This window comes from Oryzobacter terrae (genome assembly GCF_042756445.1).
Lineage (GTDB): Bacteria > Actinomycetota > Actinomycetes > Actinomycetales > Dermatophilaceae > Oryzobacter > Oryzobacter terrae.
Window position 1 is genome coordinate 189,273 of record NZ_CP170578.1, and the last position, 17,601, is coordinate 206,873.

The following is a 17,601-nucleotide window of genomic DNA, read 5'->3' on the forward strand; positions in this document are numbered from 1 at the left end:
CCACGGGCCCACCACGACAGGATCTCCAGCGCGGCGCGGTCGGCTCACGGCCCGGTCCGCTCCTCGGGGACGGCTCGCAGGGCCCGGTGGGCCATGTCGAACGTCGAGAGCACCTCGAGGAGGAACGCGCTCGCCGCCTGCGTCACCGCCGTGGGCCCGGTGTCCCGCCGCTCCTCGAGGACCTCGGCGAGCACGACGTGGTGCACCTCGACGAGGTCGAGGATGCTGATGCCGTCCGCGACGGCCCGGCGTCCCAGGTCGTACCCCAGGGTCAGGGCGGCCTCGTTGTGGCGCGGAAGGGACCGCAGGAACGCGGCCCGGTAGTCGCGCACGACGGCATCGAGGTCAGCGCCCGGCACGCGGCCTCCCCGTCGGCAGGTGCCGCACGCGCGCGAGGTGGGCCAGCCCTTCCTCGAGGTCGAGGGCCGTGGCGATGCTCCCCATGTCCATGCCGAGGCGCACCATGGCGTAGGCGACGTCGGGCTGGATGCCGACGACGACGGTGGTGGCGCCCCGCAGGCGCGCCATCTCCGCGATCGCGCGCAGCGTGCGGGAACCGAAGCTGTCGAGGACGTCGAGCGCGGCGACGTCGATGATGACCCCTCGGGCCCGGTGCTCGCCGATCTGGCGCACGAGGTCGGCCTGGAATCGCAGCATCTCGGAGTCGTCGAGGGCAGTGTTGACCGACGCGACGAGGGTGTCCCCCTGTCGCAGGATCGAGACGAGCGCCGGTCCGGTGTTCACGAGTCCTCGGCGACCTCCGTCCGGGTCGTGCGGTAGCCGAGGAGCCGCTCGGCCTCCTCGAGGCCACCCTGCAGGTCACCGATCGTGTTCATCTTGCTGAGGTCGACCCCGATGGTGACGAGTGTCTGGGCGATGGTCGGGGACAGCCCGGTGATGATGACGCTCGCCCCCATGAGGCGCGACGCGTCCACGGTCTGCACGAGGTGGTTCGCCACCGTCTCGTCGACGTCCGGGGCGCCGGTGATGTCCATGACGACGACCTTGGCCCGGTGGGTGCGGATGCCCCGCAGCAGCTGCACGGTCAGCTGCTTGGCGCGCTCGCTGTCGAGCACCCCGATGATCGGGAGGATGAGCAGCCGCTCGCGCACGGGCAGAACGGGGGTCGACAGCTCGCGGATGGCGTCCTGCTGCTGGCGGATGACGCGTTCGCGCTCGTCGACGAAGCTGACGGCCACCGTGTTGGCGATCCGGTTGGCGGCCGGCTCGTACGCGTCGAGGACCTCGTTGAGCAGGCCGAAGTCGTCCTGGTACTTCTCGAACAGGGAGCGGGCCAGCACGTCGCGCAGCAGCAGCACGATGCCGACGACCTCGTGCGTCTCGACCCCTCGGGGGATGATCCGCTCGGAGAGGTCGCGCGCGTAGTGCTGGAGCGCCTCGACGCTGCCGGTCTCCAGCACCTCGACGTAGTTGTCGTAGACCGACGTGGTCTCGTTGGTCATCTCCTGCGGGGTCATCGCCTCGAGGAGGTGGGCCTCGCGGATGCGTGCCGACCACTCGTCGCGCAGCCGGGCCCGGTGCTCGCGCAGGTGGGCGACGAGCTGGGGCAGCAGCTGCGCGCCGGCGAGCGTCAGCTCGGGGTGGGACGTCTCGTCCGTGACGTGGTCGCTCATGATGGTGCCTTCCGGTCGAACCATTTGGTCATCGTGATGGTGGTGCCGCGCCCCACCTCGGAGGAGATGTCGAACTCGTCCATGAGCCTCCTCGAGCCGGGCAGGCCGAGCCCGAGCCCGTCGGAGGTGCTGTGGCCGTCGGTGAGCGCGGAGGTGACGTCGTCGATGCCCGGGCCGGCGTCTCGGGCGACGACGCGCACGCCCCGGCGCGGCGCGAGGAGCTCGAGGACGACCTCCCCCGACCCCGCGAACCGCACGATGTTTCGCGCCACCTCCGAGACGGCGGTGGCGAGCATCGTGAGGTCGGCGCCCGTGAAGCCGGCCCGCACCGCGAGCTCCCGCGCGCTCCGTCGGGCCGTGACGATGTCCGGGTCCGAGGCGATCGGGACCGAGACGACGTCGTCGCGCACCGGGCCGCGCCCGAGGAGGGGCTCGCTCAGCCGGGAGCACAGCGGGCACTCGAGGAGGTGCTGGGCGGCGCCGACCTCCGCCTGGCGACGGCGGTCGGCGCTGGACAGGGACAGCAGGACCGGACGGCAGCGCTCGCTCGGCACCTCGGCGTCCTCGAGGGCGAGGAGGTACTCCACCCGAAGGCGGGCGCGCGTGCGCTTGAGGGACGCCGCCACCGCCCCCGCCGTGCTGCCGACGTCCTCGGCCAGCGACCGGGTGTCGCGGCCGTCGACCTCGTGGGCCAGCAGGGCCCGGCGCTCCTGGTCGGTCAGGGTCTCGATCGCCCGGGCCATCGCGGCCTGCTCCTCGGACGCCACGACGAGGTCCTCCGCCCGCTCGGGCTCGCTCGGGTCGTGGGCCCGGTGCCGGTTGCGGGCGGAGCGGTCCTGCTGGCGCCACAGCGTCGCGACGACGTTGCGGACCGTGGCGATGGCGTAGGGCTCGAGCATCCCGGGCTCGATCCGGTCGCGGGCGGCGAGCACCCGCACGAGGGTCTCCTGCACGACGTCCTCGGCGGCGGGGTGCGAACCGACTCGGGCGGCGACGATCCGGCGCAGCATCGGGATGAGGTCGGCGACGTCGTCGCCGGGAGCACCTGCTCCCGGCCCCTCGTCGGCGACCACGCGCTCGCTCACGGGGCGACCCTACGCGCCGTCCGTGCAGGTCGGGGGCCTGCGCTCAGGCCGATCCCGCGCCCTCGTCCCCTAGGCCGACCTCGCCCCGCGACGGGTCGACGAGGTCCTCGAGGACCGGGCTGTCCTCGAGCGGGTCACGGTAGCCGGGAGGCGGCGGCGGGTCGCGAGGCAGCGGTCCGGGGACGAGCTCGGGGTCGGCGGGCGGGGTGGTAGCGGTCATCCGGGTCCTGACGGTGGTCCTGGGTCGGGGGGTCCTGGCCCGCGGGCGGGTGCGCTCCCCCACGCTCCACGCCTCCATCCGGCCGAGGACCGGGAGCAGCCCGAGGACGAGCAGCGGGGTCACGAGGGCGACGGCTCTCACGGCGCCAGACCGAGGTGCGAGGGGTGCCGCACGGGATGGGGCGCGGGTGTCGCGGGGCGTCGGCGCGGAAGCGCCAGGGCCGGCTCCACGGGGAAGGCGGCGACGTCGACCGCGATCCCCATGAGGTCGAGCTCGAAGGGGCGCACCCAGGGGCGGAACGCGCCGTCGTCGCGCACCAGGTCCGCGCGCACGGTGGCCCGCCGGCTCTCCACCCCGATCAGGGTGCCGTCGTCCTCGCGCATCGCCCCGGTGACGACGCCGGTGACGAAGGCGCCGTGCGGCCCGAGGACGAGCCGCAGCACGCGCATCGACCCCGTGAGGCGGCCGGTGCCACCGGTCGGGGAGCGGAAGGTGCCGAACACGGCGGGATGGGCGGCCTCGGCGTCCGGGACGCCATGGCGCGGTGAACGGGGACGAAAGGCGATGACGCTCATGACGACCTCCAGGTCGTGCGCTCCTGCGGGGTGGCCGGGCCCTTCCGGGGACCCTTCTCGGCCGGGGCGGGGTGACGGCCCTCGCGCGCTGCGCGGACGGACCGTCACCCCTGGTCGGTCGGAGCCTCAGGCCCCGAGACCGTTGAGGATCGCGAGGATCTGGTTCAGCAGACCGGCGATCTGGCCGAGGGCACCGACGCCGTCGAGGAGACCGGCGACCGCGCACAGCAGGTTGCCCAGCAGGTTGCCGGCCCCGGTGGCGCCGACGATGTCGAGGACGACCTGGTCGAGGTGGACCTCCAGCCCGAGGAGGTTGAGGTCCAGCGGGCCGAGCACGAGGTTGAGGATGTCGCACGAGGCGGCGCTCACGGCGCTCGGCGCCGCCGCGGAGGTGACGTCCTTGACCTCGAGGTCCATCGTCCTCGTGTGCGGCACCGAGCCGCGGGCACCCTCCGTCGTGGTCGTGACGGCCGAGCGCATCATCAGCGTGCCACCGTCGTCCCAGAACTTCTGGGGCACGATCTTCACGACGGCGTCGCCGGTGCGGCCCTTCTTGTCGGTCCAGGTGCCGGTGTAGCTCCAGGCCTGGCCCTGCATCGTCGCCGACGAGGCGGCGGCGACCGGTGCGTGGGTGGGAGCCGCGGACGCGGCCGAGACGAGTCCGGGGCCGAAACCGACGGCTCCGACCAGGACGAGGGCTGCGGTTCCGGTGCGGACGGTGGTGGACGTGAGCATCATGTCTCCTTCATCGGGGTGGACCCTGGGCGGGTCCTCTGCTTGGGCGCGGCACGCTGTCCCGTGCCCGGCCTCCACCGATGAGGTCGCCGCCCCGTCCCCGGCATGACGCGGACCGGGACGGCGGGAGCCGCTGCGGCCCCCGAACCCGTGGGGTGCCCGGGCACGACCCGGACGTGAGTCGGTCGAGAGCCCGCGTCACGTCATGGGGGTCACGGCGTCCTGACCGGCGGAGGCGTCGGAGTGGCCCGGGAACCGGGGCCTCAGGCCCTCGAGTCGTGGAGGACGACGCCGTGGCGCACCGTGAGGCGGCACAGCGGGAGGGGCGTCCCTCCCCCGAGCACGGGCAGCCCGTCGGCGTCGGTGGCCGTCACCACCCACGCCGCGAAGGTCGCGAGCGTGCCGACCTGCAGGAGGCCGCCCACCTCCCCCGCAGCGGCCCAACCGCCCCGGGTGTGGGCGTCGAGCGCCGTGGGCGTGCCGACCCGTTGGTCGGGGTCGCGGTGGTCGACCGCGGCGCGCACGGCGGCCCAGGGCGCGAACGGGGTGACCGGTGCGTCCGAGCCGAAGGCCAGCGCGACGCCCTCTCGCGCCATGGACGCGAAGGGGTTGATGCCGGGGACGCGCTCGGGCCCGAGCCGCTGGGCGTACAGGCCCTCGGGACCGCCCCACGCCGCGTCGAACGCGGGCTGGACGCTGGCCGCGATGCCGAGTCGCGCCATCCGTCGCACACCGGCGGCGTCGACCATCTCGGCGTGCTCGAGCCGCGGTCGGGACGCGCGCACGACCCCCTCGCCGACGAGGGCGGCGGCCTGCTCGTAGCCGTCGAGGACGAGGTCGAGCCCGGCGTCCCCGATGACGTGGAACCCGTTCTGCACCCCGGCCAGCGCGCACGCGGCGACGTGGTCGCGCACGGCGGCGACGTCGCGGTACGCGGTGCCGCGACAGCCGGGCTCGTCGGCGTAGTCGGCCCGCAGCAGCGCGGTGTGCGACCCGACCGACCCGTCGATGTTGAGGTCCCCCGCGAGGCCGCGCGCGCCGTGGAGGGTGAGGAGGGCCCGGGCCTGCTCGGGCTCGGTGACGGCCTCGGCCCAGTAGCCGACGGTCGCCGGCAGGTCGGCACGGCGGCCGGCCTCGAGGACGTCGGCGAAGTCGTCGGCCGAGGTGAGCAGCGGGCCGCCGCACTCGTGGACGGCGACGACACCGGCAGCCGCCGCGCCCCGGAGGGCCAGGTCGATGTCGTCCCGCCGCTGCGCGCGGGATCGGGACCCGTCGAACGCGGCCCGGGCGGCGTTCTTCGCGTCGCGGACGAGGAAGCCCTCCGCGCTCCACCCGTCGAGCCGGTCGGCGCCCGATGCCGCGACGAGCGCACTGGACACCACGGCCGAGTGGCCGTCGACGCGCGACGCGTAGACCACTCCCCCGGCACTGGCGCGGTCGAGCTCGCGGCGGGTCATCGGTCGCCCACCGGTCCAGTCCTGCTCCTGCCAGCCGTGGGCGAACACCGGGCGCCCGCGGCCGGCGCGGGCCGCGGCCGCGACGAGGTCGAGCGCCTCGGTGACGGTGCGGGTCCCCGCGAGGTCGACCCCGCGCAGGCCGAGGCCGGTGTGCGAGACGTGCGCGTGCGCGTCGACGAAGCCGGGGAGGACGAGGGCGTCCTCGAGGTCGACGACCGCGTCGACGACGGCGGCGTGCGTGTCGGCTCCCGTCTCGTCGCCGAGCCAGACGATGGTGCCGTCGTCGCCGACGACGAGGGCGGTCGCCGACGGGTGGTCGGGGGTCCGGACCCGCCCGCGGCGGTAGAGCGTCGTCGGCATGGCGGCCACTCTAGGATCGGGCGCCGGCCACCTCGAGGGCCGCCCGGGCGATCTCGGCCTCCTCGTCGGTGGGGACGACCCAGACCCCGGCCGCGCTCGCGTCGGCCGAGACCCTGCGCGCCGCGGTGCCGTCGGCGTTGGCGCCCTCGTCGAGCACGAGCCCGAGGACTCCCAGGCGTCCCACGACCGCGGCCCGCAGGACGGGGCTGTGCTCGCCGATGCCGCCGGTGAAGACGAGGGCGTCGAGCCGGCCGAGGACGGCGGCGTAGGCGCCGACGTACTTGACGAGCCGGTGGACCGTGACGTCGAAGGCGAGCCGGGCGTCCTCGTCGCCGGCCTCCAGCCCCTCCTCGAGGGTGCGGAAGTCGGAGGCGCCGGCGAGGGCGAGCAGCCCGCTGCGCCGGTTGAGGGCGGTCTCGTAGTCCTCGACCGACGTGCCGGCGACCCGGGCGAGGTAGGCGCCGAGCGCGGGGTCGACGTCACCCGAGCGGGTGCCCATGACGAGCCCCTCCGTCGGCGACAGGCCCATCGAGGTGTCGACGCTCCGCCCGCCCAGCACGGCACAGGCGCTGGCGCCGTTGCCCAGGTGCAGGACCACGAGCGCGAGGTCCTCGACGGGTCGCCCGAGGAGCGCGGCCGTGCGCCGGGACACGGACGCGAACGAGGTCCCGTGGAACCCGTAGCGGCGCACCGCGTGCTCCTCGCGCCAGGCCCGGGGCACGGCGTACGTGTGGGCGGCGGGCGCGAGGGTGCGGTGGAAGGCCGTGTCGAAGACCGCGACGTGCGGCACGCCGGGAAAGGCCTCCCGCGCGCGCACGATGCCCTCGACGTTGGCCGGGTTGTGCAGGGGGGCCAGCGGGGCGAGCTCGCGCAGTGCGGCGAGGACGTCGTCGGAGACCTCGACCGCCTCGGTGAACCGCTCGCCGCCGTGGACGACGCGGTGCCCCACGGCCACGAGCCCGGCCCCGAGGTCGGGACCGTGCTCGTCGAGGGACTCCCGGGCCAGGGTGAACGCCTCGGCGTGGGTCGGGCAGGCGACCGATCGCTCGGCCCGGTGGCCACCGGCCTCGTGACGCAGCCGCGCGTCGCCGCCGATCTCGGAGACGGTCCCGTCGGCGACGGTCTCTCCCGTCGCCGCGGCGACGACCCGGTACTTCAGCGACGACGACCCCGCGTTGACGACGAGGACGTGGCGCGCTCCGGCGGCGGACGTCACCGGGAGCCCGCCTGGACGGCGGTGATGGCGACGGTGTTGACGATGTCGCGCACGAGGGCGCCGCGCGACAGGTCGTTGACCGGCCGGTTGAGCCCCTGCAGCACCGGACCGATGGCGACCGCGTCGGCGCTGCGCTGGACCGCCTTGTACGTGTTGTTGCCCGTGTTGAGGTCGGGGAAGACGAGGACCGTCGCGCGCCCGGCGACCGGGCTGTTCGGCAGCTTGGTGGCGGCGACACCCGGGTCGACGGCGGCGTCGTACTGGATCGGGCCGTCGACGAGGAGGTGGGGGGCCCGCTCGCGCACGATCGCCGTGGCCGCACGGACCTTGTCGACGTCGGCGCCCGTCCCCGACTCCCCCGTCGAGTACGACAGCATCGCGACCCGCGGCGCCACGCCGAACTGCTCGGCGGTCCGGGCTGACGACATCGCGATGTCGGCGAGCTGCTCGGCCGTGGGGTCGGGGTTGACCGCGCAGTCGCCGTAGACGAGGACCCGGTCGGCGAGGCACATGAGGAACACGCTCGACACGACGGAGACGCCCGGTGACGTCCGCACGATCTCCAGCGCGGGACGGATCGTGTGGGCGGTCGTCGTGATGCAGCCCGACACCATCCCGTCGACGAGCCCCGCGTGGACCATCATCGTCCCGAAGTACGACGGGTCGACGACCCGGTCGTTGGCGGTCTCGACGGTCATCCCCTTGTGGGCGCGCAGCCGCGCGTACTCCTGTGCGAACTGCTCCCTCAGGGCGCTCGTCGCCGGGTCGATGACCATGGCCGCGGAGATGTCGACACCGAGCTGCTGCGCCGTGCCGCGGACCTCCTCCTCGTCCCCGAGCAGCGTCAGCCGGGCGATCCCCCGCGCCAGCACCTGGTCGGCGGCGAGGAGGATCCGCTCCTCGGCGCCCTCGGGGAGGACGAGGTGCGCGCCGGCCTCGCGGGCGCGCTCGACGAGGTCGTGCTCGAACATCAGCGGGGTGACCGTGCCCTCCTCGGTCGCGGTCCCGGCGCCCACGACGGTGCCGAGGTCGCCGGCCTCCTCGACCATGGCGACAGCCGCGCGGATCTTGCGCTCGGACGCGGGGGTGAGACGGCCCTCCACCGACCCGAGCGCGGTCGCGGTCGCCATCGTGCCGCCGTCGCTCGCGACGACGGGGAGCCGGATGCCGAGCCCGCTGACGAGGCGGTCGACCTGCGGCGAGAGGGCGAACCCGCCGTTGAGGACGACGCCCGAGAGGCTGGGCAGGGTGCGCGACTGGTGCGCCAGCAGGACGCCGAGGAGCACGTCGTCACGGTCGCCGGGGACGATGACGACGCCGCCCTCGACGAGCCGGTCGATGACGTGCGGCATCGACATCGCGGCGACGACCAGCCCGAGGCACTCGCGGTCGAGGAGGTCGGGGTCGCCGTGCACCAGCCGACCGTCGCAGGCGGAGACGAGCTCGCGGACCGTGGGGGCGCGCAGCAGGGCCGACTCGGGCAGCGCCCAGGCGGGCAGGATGCCGAGGCGCTCCCGCAGGGCGGCGGTGACGTCGACGTCCGCGCCCTCGGGCACCTGGTTGGCGATGACCCCGGTGACGTGGGCGTGCTCGTGGCGGGCGGCCGCGACCGACACCGCGGCGCTGGCCGCCACGTCGGCCGGGCTGCGGTTGCGGGCCGGGACGACGAGCACCATCGGCGTGCCGATGTTGGCGGCGACGGTCGCGTTGGTCGTGAACTCCGTCGGCGCCGGGACGCCGGTGAAGTCGGTCCCGACGACGAGGACGGTGTCGTGGAGCCGGGCGACGTCGTGGTACCGGTCGACGATGGTGCCGAGCGCGCGCTCGGGGTCGCGGTGGAGCGCCTCGTCGGTGACGCCCCACGAGCGCTGCGCGGGCAGCTCGGTCGGCGCCTCCTGGACGAGCAGCCGGAGCAGCTCGTCGAGCTCGGTCCCGGCGCGCACGACGGGTCGGAAGACGCCGACCCGCCGGTGCCGCCGGGCGAGCTGGTGGACCAGGCCGACCGCGACCGCGGACTTCCCCGACCGCGCCTCGGTGCCGGCGAGGTACAGCCCGCTCACCCCGGCAGCCCTCGCCACGTCCAGTTCGTGATGTCGGGCAGGTCGGCGAGGTTCGCCCTGATGTAGGTCTCGTGCTCCTCGAGCCGGCTGTCGCAGAGCTCGACGAGCTCGCGCCATCCGGCAGGCCGCGTCGCGGCGCGGCGCAGCACCTCCTTGGCGAGGTGGAAGCGGCTCATCCGGTTGAGGACGACCATGTCGAAGGGCGTCGTCGTCGTTCCCTGCTCGTTGAACCCGCGCACGTGGAAGCGCCCGGGGTTGGAGCGCCCGTGGACGAGCTGGTGCACCGCCCGGGGGTAGCCGTGGAAGGCCATGACGACGTGCCGGTCGGCGGTGAAGAGGTCGTCGAACTGGCTGTCGGTGTACCCGTGCGGGTGGTCGGCCTCGGGGACGAGCGCCATGAGGTCGACGACGTTGACGAAGCGGAACCGGAGGTCGGGCACGTGCTCGGCGAGGAGCTCCGCCGCGGCGAGGGCCTCCTGCGTGGGCACGTCGCCGGCGCAGGCGATGACGACGTCGGGCGTCTCCTCGGGCGCCGCCGTGCTCGCCCAGTCCCAGACACCGGCCCCCCGGGCGCAGTGCCGGTGGGCCTCCTCGAGCGAGAGGTACTGGAGGTGCTTCTGCTTGTCGACGACGATGAGGTTGACGTGGTCGGTGCTGCGCAGGCAGTGGTCGGTGATCGACAGGGTGGTGTTCGCGTCCGGCGGCAGCCACACCCGCACGACGTCGGGCGCCAGGGGGATGAGGCAGTCGATGAGCCCGGGACCCTGGTGCGAGAACCCGTTGTGGTCGTTGCGCCAGCACGTCGAGGTGAGCAGCACGTTGAGCGAGGACACCGAGGCGCGCCACGGCAGGGTCAGCGCGTGCTGGAGCCACTTGACGTGCTGGATCGCCATCGAGGCCGACACCATCGCGAACGCCTCGTAGGTGGCGAAGACGCCGTGCCGCCCGGTGAGGAGGTACCCCTCGAGCCAGCCCTCGCACAGGTGCTCGCTCAGCACCTCCATGACGCGGCCGTCGGGCCCGATCTGGTGGTCGGTGTCGAGCAGCGGCCCCATGAAGCACCGGTCGGTCACCTCGAAGACCGGCTGGAGGCGGTTGCTCGCGGTCTCGTCGGGACAGAAGAGGCGGAAGGTGCCCCCGCCGTCCTCGCGCGCCGTCGCGGCGTAGAGGTCGCGCATGAGGCGGCCCGCCGTGATGGTGTTCTCGAGCATCGTCACGCCGCGCCCGTCGATGTCGACCGCGTACGCGTCGAGGTCGGGCATCGGCAGGTCCTCGCGCAGCCGACCCCCGTTGGCGTACGGGGTCGCCGACATCCGGCGGTCGCCCTCGGGTGCCAGGGCACGCAGCTCGGGGACGAGGCGGCCGTCGTCGTCGAAGAGCTCCTCGGGGCGGTAGCCGCGCAGCCACTCCTCGAGCATCCGCAGGTGCTCGGGGTCGTCGGCCAGCCCCGAGAGCGGGACCTGGTGGCTGAGGTTGGTCCCCTCGACCTGGACGCCGTCGACGACCGCCGGACCGGTCCAGCCCTTGGGGGTCCGCAGGACGATCGCCGGCCACGAGTGCCGGACCTGCTCGCTCGCGCCCGCCCTCGAGCGGGCGGCGGACTGGATCTCCCGGATCCGCGCGTGCGAGTCGCGCAGGGCGGCCAGCAGCGCCGGGAACACCTCGCGCGGGTCGTCGCCGGAGACCGTCACCGGGTCCCAGCCCTGGCTGCGCAGGTAGGCCTCGACGTCCTCGTCGCTCGTGCGCCCGAGCACCGTCGGGCCGGCGATCTTGTACCCGTTGAGGTGGACGACGGGCAGCACCGCGCCGTCGCGCCGGGGGTTGAGGAAGTTCGGGAGCCGCCACGAGGCCGCCAGCGGACCGGTCTCGGCCTCGCCGTCACCGACGACGCACGCGACAACGAGCTCGGGGTGGTCGAAGGCGGCGCCGGCCGCGTGGGCGAGGGCGTAGCCGAGCTCGCCGCCCTCGTGCACGCTGCCCGGCGTCTGGACGCTGACGTGGCTGGGCACGCCTCCGGGAGAGGAGAACTGGCGGAACAGGGCGCGGACGCCCTCGGCGTCGTCGCCGATGTCGGGGTAGACCTCGCTGTACGTCCCCTCGAGCCACCCGGTGGCGACGAGGGCCGGGCCGCCGTGCCCGGGGCCGGTGACGTAGAGCCAGTCGCTGTCGGTCTCGCGGATGACGCGGTTGAGCAGCGTGTAGAGCATCGACAGCCCGGGGCTGGTCCCCCAGTGGCCCAGCAGCCGCGGCTTGACGTGCTCGAGGGTCAGGGGCTCGCGCAGCAGCGCGTTCTCCATGAGGTAGATCTGGCCGACGGTGAGGTAGTTGGCCGCAGCCCACCACCGCAGGTCCAGGTCGAGGTCGTCGGTGCCGTAGGGGGAGGTGGTGCCGCTCAGGCTCATGGGCCCACCCTAGGGGCGGCCCTCCGAACGGTCACGCGTGCTCGAGCCGGCTCTCGAAGAGCGTGCGGACCGCCGGGGTGGAGCGGAGGAGGTCGAGGGCGAGGTCGGCGTGGCCGGGGACGTACCCGTTGCCGACGAGCATCGTCACGTCGGCGGCGAGCCCCTCGGCACCGAGCGCCGCCGCGGAGAAGCTCGTCGCCATCGAGAAGTAGACGACGGTGCCGCCCTGGGCGGTGGCCAGGATCGCGGGCTGCTCGCACCCGGGGACGTCGACGCACACGACGGTGACGTCGGCCGGCCCGCCGGCGGCGGCGACGGCCTCGGCGAGCCCGAGCGGTGAGCGCGCGTCGGCGATGACGACCTCGTCGGCGAGGCCGGTGGGCCGCAGCAGCGCCGCCTCGGCCTCGAACGGGACGACGCCGATGCAGTGGCCGGCGCCGGCGGCGCGGGCGGCCGCGAGCGAGAGGGACCCCGACTTCCCGGCCGCACCCAGCACCGCGACGGTGGGTGCGCTCCCCCGCGCCAGGTGCTCGGCGACGACCCGGGTCACGAGGGCGGGGGCGCCGCAGACGTCCATGACCATGAGGGCGAGGTCGGGCGAGAGGTCCTCGGGCAGCCGGGCCGCGATGGAGCGGCCGAACAGCACCGCGGTACCGGCGGCGGGGACGCGCTCGGAGCGGCCGTCCCAGCGCTCGAGGGCGTCGGTGACCGTCAGGGGCGTCAGCGAGAGGGAGACGAGGGTCGCGACCCGGTCGCCGACCGTGAGCCCGAGGGGGGACTCGGGACCGACCTCGGCGACGGTGCCGATGAGCATCCCGCCCGAGCCGGTGACCGGGTTCTGCATCTTGCCGCGCTCGGCGACGATGGCGAGGACCTCCTGGCGGACCGCTCCCCCGTCGCCCTCGTGCTTCTCGCTGAGCTGGCGGAAGGACGCGGCGTCGAGGTTGAGCGTCTCGACGTCGATGCGGACCTCGTCGGCCCACAGCTCGGGACCGGCGTCGAGGACGCGGGCCGCCTGCGGCAGCGCGGCCCCCGCCGGGTCGAGCACCCGGTGCAGGCCGACGGGCGAGGACGGGGTCGTGCGCACAAGAATCTCCTCGTCATCCGACACGCGGCCGCAGCATTTGCGGCCAGAGCGTGACGTGGGCGTCATCCGTTGCGTATCCTGCCACGCATGACGACGATGATCGACCAGCCGTACGCCTACCGGCGTCGTGAGCTGATTGAGCCCGACTGGACCCGACTTCCCGGGTGGCGCGACGTCACCGCGGCCCAGTGGGCGGACGCGCAGTGGCAGCGCGCCCACTGCGTGAAGAACGTCGGGCAGCTGCGCGCCGTGATGGGCGACCTCCTCGAGGACCGCTTCTACGCCGACCTCGAGCGCGACCAGGCCGAGCGGGCCACGATGTCGATGCTCGTCCCGCCGCAGATGGTCAACACGATGGTTCCCTCGACGGAGGGCGCGATGCCGTCGGCGGGCGCGGCGTTCACCGAGGCCTTCTACGCCGACCCGGTGCGGCGCTACATGTTCCCCGTCTTCTCCGACCGGCGCACCGACTGGCCCAGCCACCCCTTCGCCACGCGCGACTCCCTCCACGAGCACGACATGTGGGCGGTCGAGGGGCTGACCCACCGGTACCCCACGAAGGTGCTCGCGGAGATGCTCCCGACGTGCCCGCAGTACTGCGGCCACTGCACGCGGATGGACCTCGTCGGCAACTCGACCCCGCAGGTCGCCAAGCTCAAGCTCGCCGGCAAGCCCGTCGACCGCTACGCCGCGATGCTCGACTACCTCCACCGGACGCCGGGCGTGCGCGACGTCGTCGTCTCCGGCGGTGACGTCGCGAACATGCCGTGGAAGAACCTCGAGGCCTTCCTCGACCGGCTGCTCGAGGTCCCGACGATCCGTGACGTCCGCCTCGCGACGAAGGCGCTCATGGGGCTGCCGCAGCACTGGCTCCAGCCGGACGTCGTCGAGGGCGTCGCCCGGGTGTCGGCCACGGCCCGCTCGCGCGGGGTGTCGCTCGCCATCCACACGCACGTCAACGCGGCGCAGTCGGTGACCCCGCTCGTCGCCAGGGCCGCGACGACGATGCTCGAGGCGGGCGTGCGCGACGTGCGCAACCAAGGGGTCCTCATGCGGGGGGTCAACGACTCGCCCGAGGCGCTGCTCGACCTCTGCTTCGCCCTCCAGGACGAGGCGATGATCACGCCGTACTACTTCTACATGTGCGACATGATCCCGTTCTCCGAGCACTGGCGGGTGTCGCTGCGCGAGGCGCAGGAGCTCCAGCACGCGATCATGGGCTACCTGCCCGGGTTCGCCACGCCGCGCATCGTCTGCGACGTCCCGTTCGTCGGGAAGCGCTGGGTGCACCAGGTCGAGACCTACGACACCGTGCGCGGGATGTCGTTCTGGCGCAAGCACTACCGCACCTCGATCGAGGCCGGCGACGACCAGGCGCTCTCGCGCGAGTACGTCTACCACGACCCGATCCACACCCTCCCCGCCGAGGGCCAGCAGTGGTGGCGCGAGCAGCACGACGCGTCCGAGGTCCACGAGGCCGCCCTCGTGGGGGCCGGCGCGAGCCGTGCGGCCTCGGCCGCCGACCTCGCCGGCTGACCGACTGGGTCCCGTTCCCGCGACCTCACGTGAGGGAGCGACACAGGGTCCGTTCCAGTCGGCTGCTGAGCAGTGGCCGCTTCGGTGGCCGGCTGCCGCGAGGGTGCCGTCGTGGAGGGCTGGTCCCGGCGCCCGCCGGTGCCGGGTCACGGTGGACGGTCGGTCGTACCCCCACGACGTCGGTTCCCCAGCCGAGCAGAGGCGGTGGGGAGGAGACGTAGCGGCGGCCGGACGGGGTGGCGACGACAACCTCACGACGTGGTCGGGAGAGGCCGTCCTCGACCCGCGCCTCCGGTGAGGTGAGCGGGTCGTGGACCGAGGCCGACCAGCCGGGCGCCTCCTTGACCTGGTTGCAGCGGGCGCAGGCCCCGCTGCCGTTGACGAAGCTCGTCGGCCCTCCGTCGCGCGCGGGCTCGAGGTGGTCGGCGTGCACGATCGGAGCGCCGCACCAGGGCGTGACGCAGACGTCGTCGCGCAGCACGAGCATCCGTCGCAGGAGGCCCGTGAACAGCCGCCGGCGCGCGTCCATCGCCACGAGGTCACGGCCGTCGGGGCTGGTGTGGAGCCGCCGCAGCCAGACCGAGGCGTCGGAGTCGGCCCGATCCGGCACCCCGCTGGTGGTGGGCGTCGACGAGTCGCGCGGGCGGGCATCGGCGAACGGTCGCCGCAGGACGGAGCGGATCACCGACGCGGGGACGCTGCCGTGGCCCGGCACCCGCGCCGGCTCCATGACGGACCGCTGCGGGTCGCCGATGCCGAGCAGGGCACGGTCGGTCATGACGACGTGCACCTCGACTGGCTGGACGGCGCCCGGCGAGCCCCGTCCGGACAGGGCCCGCAGGGCGGTGTCGGCCGCGACGGCCCCGACGCCCCGGCCCCCGGGGAGCTCGTCGGCGCACTGGCCGCCCACCACCGACCTCGCCCTCGCCAGGAGTGCGGCGTGGGTGCCGACGACGTCGACCATTTGGCCGAGGACGCTGAGGTACGCCATCCCGTCGGGCGCCGGTCGGACGGTGACCCGTCGCGACCGCACGGCCTCCTCCATCCGGCGGACGACGGCCGCGGCATCGAGCTCTGCGGCGACCCGGTGGGCCGCCCGCTCGGCCGCCGTGACCCCGAGCCGACCGAGCAGCGGCCCGACCCGCCGGTCGACCTCCGCCCGTGCCTCGACCGGCAGCACCGCCGTCGCCCGGGCGACCACCACGGCGTGTCGTTCGGAGCAGGCGCCCGAGGACAGGGCCGACATCGTCGCGGGCATCTCGTCGACGAGGGCGCGCGCGAGACCCACGAACCGGTCGCCCAGGCTCGGCGAGCACCGTCGCGCCAGGGCGACCTCGGAGCCCACCGACCTCGCGACGTCGCGAAGGTCGAGCTCCTCCCGGGACCGCCGCAGCGCGTGGGTGAGGCGGGCCTGCGCAGCGGCGACCGCTCCCTTGACCCGTTCGAGCTCGGCGACGAGGTCGAGCCGTTCGCGGTCGGTGAGCTGGGCGGCGGGTGACCCTGGCCCAGCGAGCAGCGCCACGTCCTCCCGGAACGACACGACGTCCGCGCGGTCCACCCCGACCACCCCCTTCCCCACTGCGACAACCGTATCGGCCACCACCGACAGGGCACCTCGCTCGAGGACCCGACCTGTGGACGGCCACGACCCGAGGACGCCGACGGGTGCCACGTACCCTCGAGGCGTGGCCCGGAGAGAGACGTCAGGCACCCCGGCGACCGTCGCCCTGGCCGCCGCGGGCATCGCCTTCACCCAGCACGCCTACGACCACGACCCCACCGCTCGGTCGTTCGGCCTCGAGGCCGCGGAGGTCCTGGGACTCCCGCCGGAGCAGGTGTTCAAGACCCTCGTCGTCGACACCGGGACGGGTCTGGCCGTCGCCGTCGTCCCCGTCGCGGGCACCCTCGACCTCAAGGCGATGGCGACCGCCCTGCGAGCCAAGCGGGCGTCGATGGCGGATCCGGCTGCGGCTCAGCGGTCCTCGGGCTACGTCCTCGGCGGTATCTCCCCGATCGGCCAGAAGCGTCCGCTCCCCACCGTCGTCGACGAGAGCGCCGAGCTCTTCGACGTCGTCTACGTCTCGGGAGGGCGCCGCGGCCTCGACCTCGGACTCTCCCCCACCGACCTCGTGGCCGTCACCGACGCCACCGTCGCCGACATCGGCCGCTGACCCCTAGCGGAAGGTGTCGGCCGCCGCCTGGATCCGCCCGACGTAGGTGTCCCACCACGCCGCGTCGCCCAGGTCGTCGTGGTCCCGGCCGCCTCGGCCGTCGACGGTCTCACGCAGGATGTCGGCGTGCCCGGCGTGCTGCGCGGTCTCGGCGACGACCCGGACGACGAGGTGCCCGAAGGTCGTGGTGCGTGACGTCTCCGGCCACCACGCCACGGATGCCGGTGTGTCGAGGGGCAGCTCGGCCAGGGCGGCGTCGACAAGCGACCACGCCTGCCGGTAGAGCCCGACGAGATGGTCGCGGCTCTCGGTGGGCAGCGCCCACATGTCACCGTTCTCCCAGACGGACCCGTCCTCGTTCCAGGCCAGCACGGGCGCCTCGCGGCCGACGGACTCCACGAGGTAGCCGAGCTCGACGCCGACGAGGTGCTTGACGAGCCCGAGGACGTTGGTGCCGCTCGCCACGAGTGGCCGCCGCGCGTCGTGCTCGGACAGCCCGTCGAGCGCCCGCAGCACGGCGTCGCGGCCCTGCTGGAGGTACCGCTGGAGGTCGGCCGACAGGGCGTCCGGCACGCTCACTCCCAGGGAGTGGACAGGACGACGGTCGTGCGGGTGCTGACGTGCGCGGCACCGCGGACCTGCGCGATGAGGTCCTCGAGCTCGATCGGGTTGGCGACGCGCACCTTGAGGATGTAGTTCTCGTCGCCGGCGACCGAGTGGCACTCCTCGATGGCGGTGATGTCGCGCAGCCGCTCCGGGATGTCGTCGGGGGCGGCGGGGTCGATCGGCGTGATGGAGATGAACGCCGTGATCTGCTGCCCGAGGGCCTGGTGGTCGAGCTTGGCCGTGTAGCCCTTGACGACCCCGCGCTGCTCGAGCCGGCGCACCCGCTGGTGCACGGCGGAGGTCGACATGCCGAGCGCCTTGCCGAGGTCGGTGTAGCTGATCCGGCCGTCCTTGGCGAGGAGGTCGACGATCCGTCGGTCGAGGTCTTCCACGTGCACAGGGTAGTGGCCAGTGCCCGAGGGCCCGGGAACGGCTCGCCCCTCGGCCGGGCGGCTAC

The 17,601-nt window shown here is 74.1% G+C and carries 17 protein-coding genes; 2 read left to right on the plus strand and 15 right to left on the minus strand.

The features are described 5' to 3' along the window. Positions 1-44: 44 nt before the first annotated feature. The 12 genes from ACFWN3_RS00910 to ACFWN3_RS00965 form a co-directional block, all read right to left on the minus strand. The gene (locus ACFWN3_RS00910) at positions 45-359 is read right to left on the minus strand and encodes a phosphatase RsbU N-terminal domain-containing protein (RefSeq protein WP_377642516.1); all 315 of its coding nucleotides are present in this window, start codon (positions 357-359) and stop codon (positions 45-47) included. Beyond that, positions 346-744 (minus strand): STAS domain-containing protein, encoded by a 399-nt coding sequence (locus ACFWN3_RS00915; protein WP_377642518.1) that lies wholly within the window; start codon positions 742-744, stop codon positions 346-348. The genes ACFWN3_RS00910 and ACFWN3_RS00915 overlap by 14 nt, the downstream gene beginning before the upstream one ends. Further along, positions 741-1,634, minus strand: a complete 894-nt coding sequence (locus ACFWN3_RS00920) for an STAS domain-containing protein (RefSeq protein ID WP_377642520.1) — start codon at positions 1,632-1,634, stop codon at positions 741-743. The genes ACFWN3_RS00915 and ACFWN3_RS00920 overlap by 4 nt, the downstream gene beginning before the upstream one ends. Further along, a complete protein-coding gene (locus ACFWN3_RS00925; protein ID WP_377642522.1) occupies positions 1,631-2,719 on the minus strand; it encodes a sigma-70 family RNA polymerase sigma factor in 1,089 nt (362 codons plus the stop codon). The genes ACFWN3_RS00920 and ACFWN3_RS00925 overlap by 4 nt, the downstream gene beginning before the upstream one ends. A 43-nt stretch (positions 2,720-2,762) precedes the next feature. Beyond that, complete coding sequence (locus tag ACFWN3_RS00930) at positions 2,763-3,080, minus strand: hypothetical protein (RefSeq protein ID WP_377642523.1); 318 nt, start codon at positions 3,078-3,080, stop codon at positions 2,763-2,765. Further along, positions 3,077-3,514: a hypothetical protein gene (locus tag ACFWN3_RS00935; RefSeq protein WP_377642524.1), complete on the minus strand. Its 438-nt coding sequence runs from the start codon at positions 3,512-3,514 to the stop codon at positions 3,077-3,079. The genes ACFWN3_RS00930 and ACFWN3_RS00935 overlap by 4 nt, the downstream gene beginning before the upstream one ends. Before the next feature lie 126 nt (positions 3,515-3,640). After that, a complete protein-coding gene (locus ACFWN3_RS00940; RefSeq protein WP_377642525.1) occupies positions 3,641-4,252 on the minus strand; it encodes an ABC transporter substrate-binding protein in 612 nt (203 codons plus the stop codon). Positions 4,253-4,512: 260 nt separating this feature from the next. Beyond that, a complete protein-coding gene (locus tag ACFWN3_RS00945; protein WP_377642527.1) occupies positions 4,513-6,066 on the minus strand; it encodes an amidohydrolase in 1,554 nt (517 codons plus the stop codon). 10 nt (positions 6,067-6,076) lie between these two features. Beyond that, positions 6,077-7,282: an acetate/propionate family kinase gene (locus ACFWN3_RS00950; RefSeq protein WP_377642529.1), complete on the minus strand. Its 1,206-nt coding sequence runs from the start codon at positions 7,280-7,282 to the stop codon at positions 6,077-6,079. After that, positions 7,279-9,342 carry a phosphate acetyltransferase gene (gene pta, locus ACFWN3_RS00955; protein ID WP_377642531.1) on the minus strand — a complete coding sequence of 688 codons (2,064 nt, stop codon included), beginning with the start codon at positions 9,340-9,342 and terminating at the stop codon, positions 7,279-7,281. The genes ACFWN3_RS00950 and pta overlap by 4 nt, the downstream gene beginning before the upstream one ends. After that, on the minus strand, positions 9,339-11,744 hold the full coding sequence (locus tag ACFWN3_RS00960) for a phosphoketolase (RefSeq protein WP_377642533.1): 2,406 nt from the start codon (positions 11,742-11,744) through the stop codon (positions 9,339-9,341). The genes pta and ACFWN3_RS00960 overlap by 4 nt, the downstream gene beginning before the upstream one ends. A 31-nt stretch (positions 11,745-11,775) precedes the next feature. Next, the gene (locus ACFWN3_RS00965) at positions 11,776-12,897 is read right to left on the minus strand and encodes an L-erythro-3,5-diaminohexanoate dehydrogenase (RefSeq protein ID WP_377642536.1); all 1,122 of its coding nucleotides are present in this window, start codon (positions 12,895-12,897) and stop codon (positions 11,776-11,778) included. 21 nt (positions 12,898-12,918) lie between these two features. On the opposite strand from ACFWN3_RS00965, the gene ACFWN3_RS00970 reads away from it, so the two are divergent. Continuing rightward, positions 12,919-14,367, plus strand: a complete 1,449-nt coding sequence (locus tag ACFWN3_RS00970; protein ID WP_377642538.1) for a KamA family radical SAM protein — start codon at positions 12,919-12,921, stop codon at positions 14,365-14,367. 25 nt (positions 14,368-14,392) lie between these two features. Here the strand turns inward: ACFWN3_RS00970 and ACFWN3_RS00975 are convergent, their stop codons facing one another. Then, the gene (locus ACFWN3_RS00975; RefSeq protein ID WP_377642540.1) at positions 14,393-15,925 is read right to left on the minus strand and encodes a DUF222 domain-containing protein; all 1,533 of its coding nucleotides are present in this window, start codon (positions 15,923-15,925) and stop codon (positions 14,393-14,395) included. Between the two features lie 127 nt (positions 15,926-16,052). Here ACFWN3_RS00975 and ybaK point away from each other — a divergent pair, with 127 nt between their 5' ends. Further along, a complete protein-coding gene (ybaK, locus tag ACFWN3_RS00980) occupies positions 16,053-16,538 on the plus strand; it encodes a Cys-tRNA(Pro) deacylase (RefSeq protein WP_377642542.1) in 486 nt (161 codons plus the stop codon). A gap of 3 nt (positions 16,539-16,541) precedes the next feature. Here the strand turns inward: ybaK and ACFWN3_RS00985 are convergent, their stop codons facing one another. Together ACFWN3_RS00985 and ACFWN3_RS00990 are read right to left on the minus strand one after the other, a co-directional pair. Next, positions 16,542-17,117, minus strand: coding sequence for a DinB family protein (locus ACFWN3_RS00985; RefSeq protein ID WP_377642544.1), 576 nt, complete (start codon positions 17,115-17,117; stop codon positions 16,542-16,544). Further along, on the minus strand, positions 17,114-17,536 hold the full coding sequence (locus tag ACFWN3_RS00990; RefSeq protein WP_377642546.1) for an Lrp/AsnC family transcriptional regulator: 423 nt from the start codon (positions 17,534-17,536) through the stop codon (positions 17,114-17,116). Before ACFWN3_RS00990 ends, ACFWN3_RS00985 begins: the two co-directional genes overlap by 4 nt. Positions 17,537-17,601: the final 65 nt, after the last annotated feature.

What these genes read in the sequence shown, in the direction of transcription:
- ACFWN3_RS00970 (WP_377642538.1), top strand. Translation starts at nt 12,919, where the DNA reads ATGACGACGATGATCGACCAGCCGTACGCCTACCGGCGTCGTGAGCTG.
- ACFWN3_RS00935 (WP_377642524.1), bottom strand. Translation starts at nt 3,514, where the DNA reads ATGAGCGTCATCGCCTTTCGTCCCCGTTCACCGCGCCATGGCGTCCCG.
- ACFWN3_RS00945 (WP_377642527.1), bottom strand. Translation starts at nt 6,066, where the DNA reads ATGCCGACGACGCTCTACCGCCGCGGGCGGGTCCGGACCCCCGACCAC.
- ACFWN3_RS00960 (WP_377642533.1), bottom strand. Translation starts at nt 11,744, where the DNA reads ATGAGCCTGAGCGGCACCACCTCCCCCTACGGCACCGACGACCTCGAC.
- ACFWN3_RS00920 (WP_377642520.1), bottom strand. Translation starts at nt 1,634, where the DNA reads ATGAGCGACCACGTCACGGACGAGACGTCCCACCCCGAGCTGACGCTC.
- ACFWN3_RS00940 (WP_377642525.1), bottom strand. Translation starts at nt 4,252, where the DNA reads ATGATGCTCACGTCCACCACCGTCCGCACCGGAACCGCAGCCCTCGTC.
- ACFWN3_RS00965 (WP_377642536.1), bottom strand. Translation starts at nt 12,897, where the DNA reads ATGACGCCCACGTCACGCTCTGGCCGCAAATGCTGCGGCCGCGTGTCG.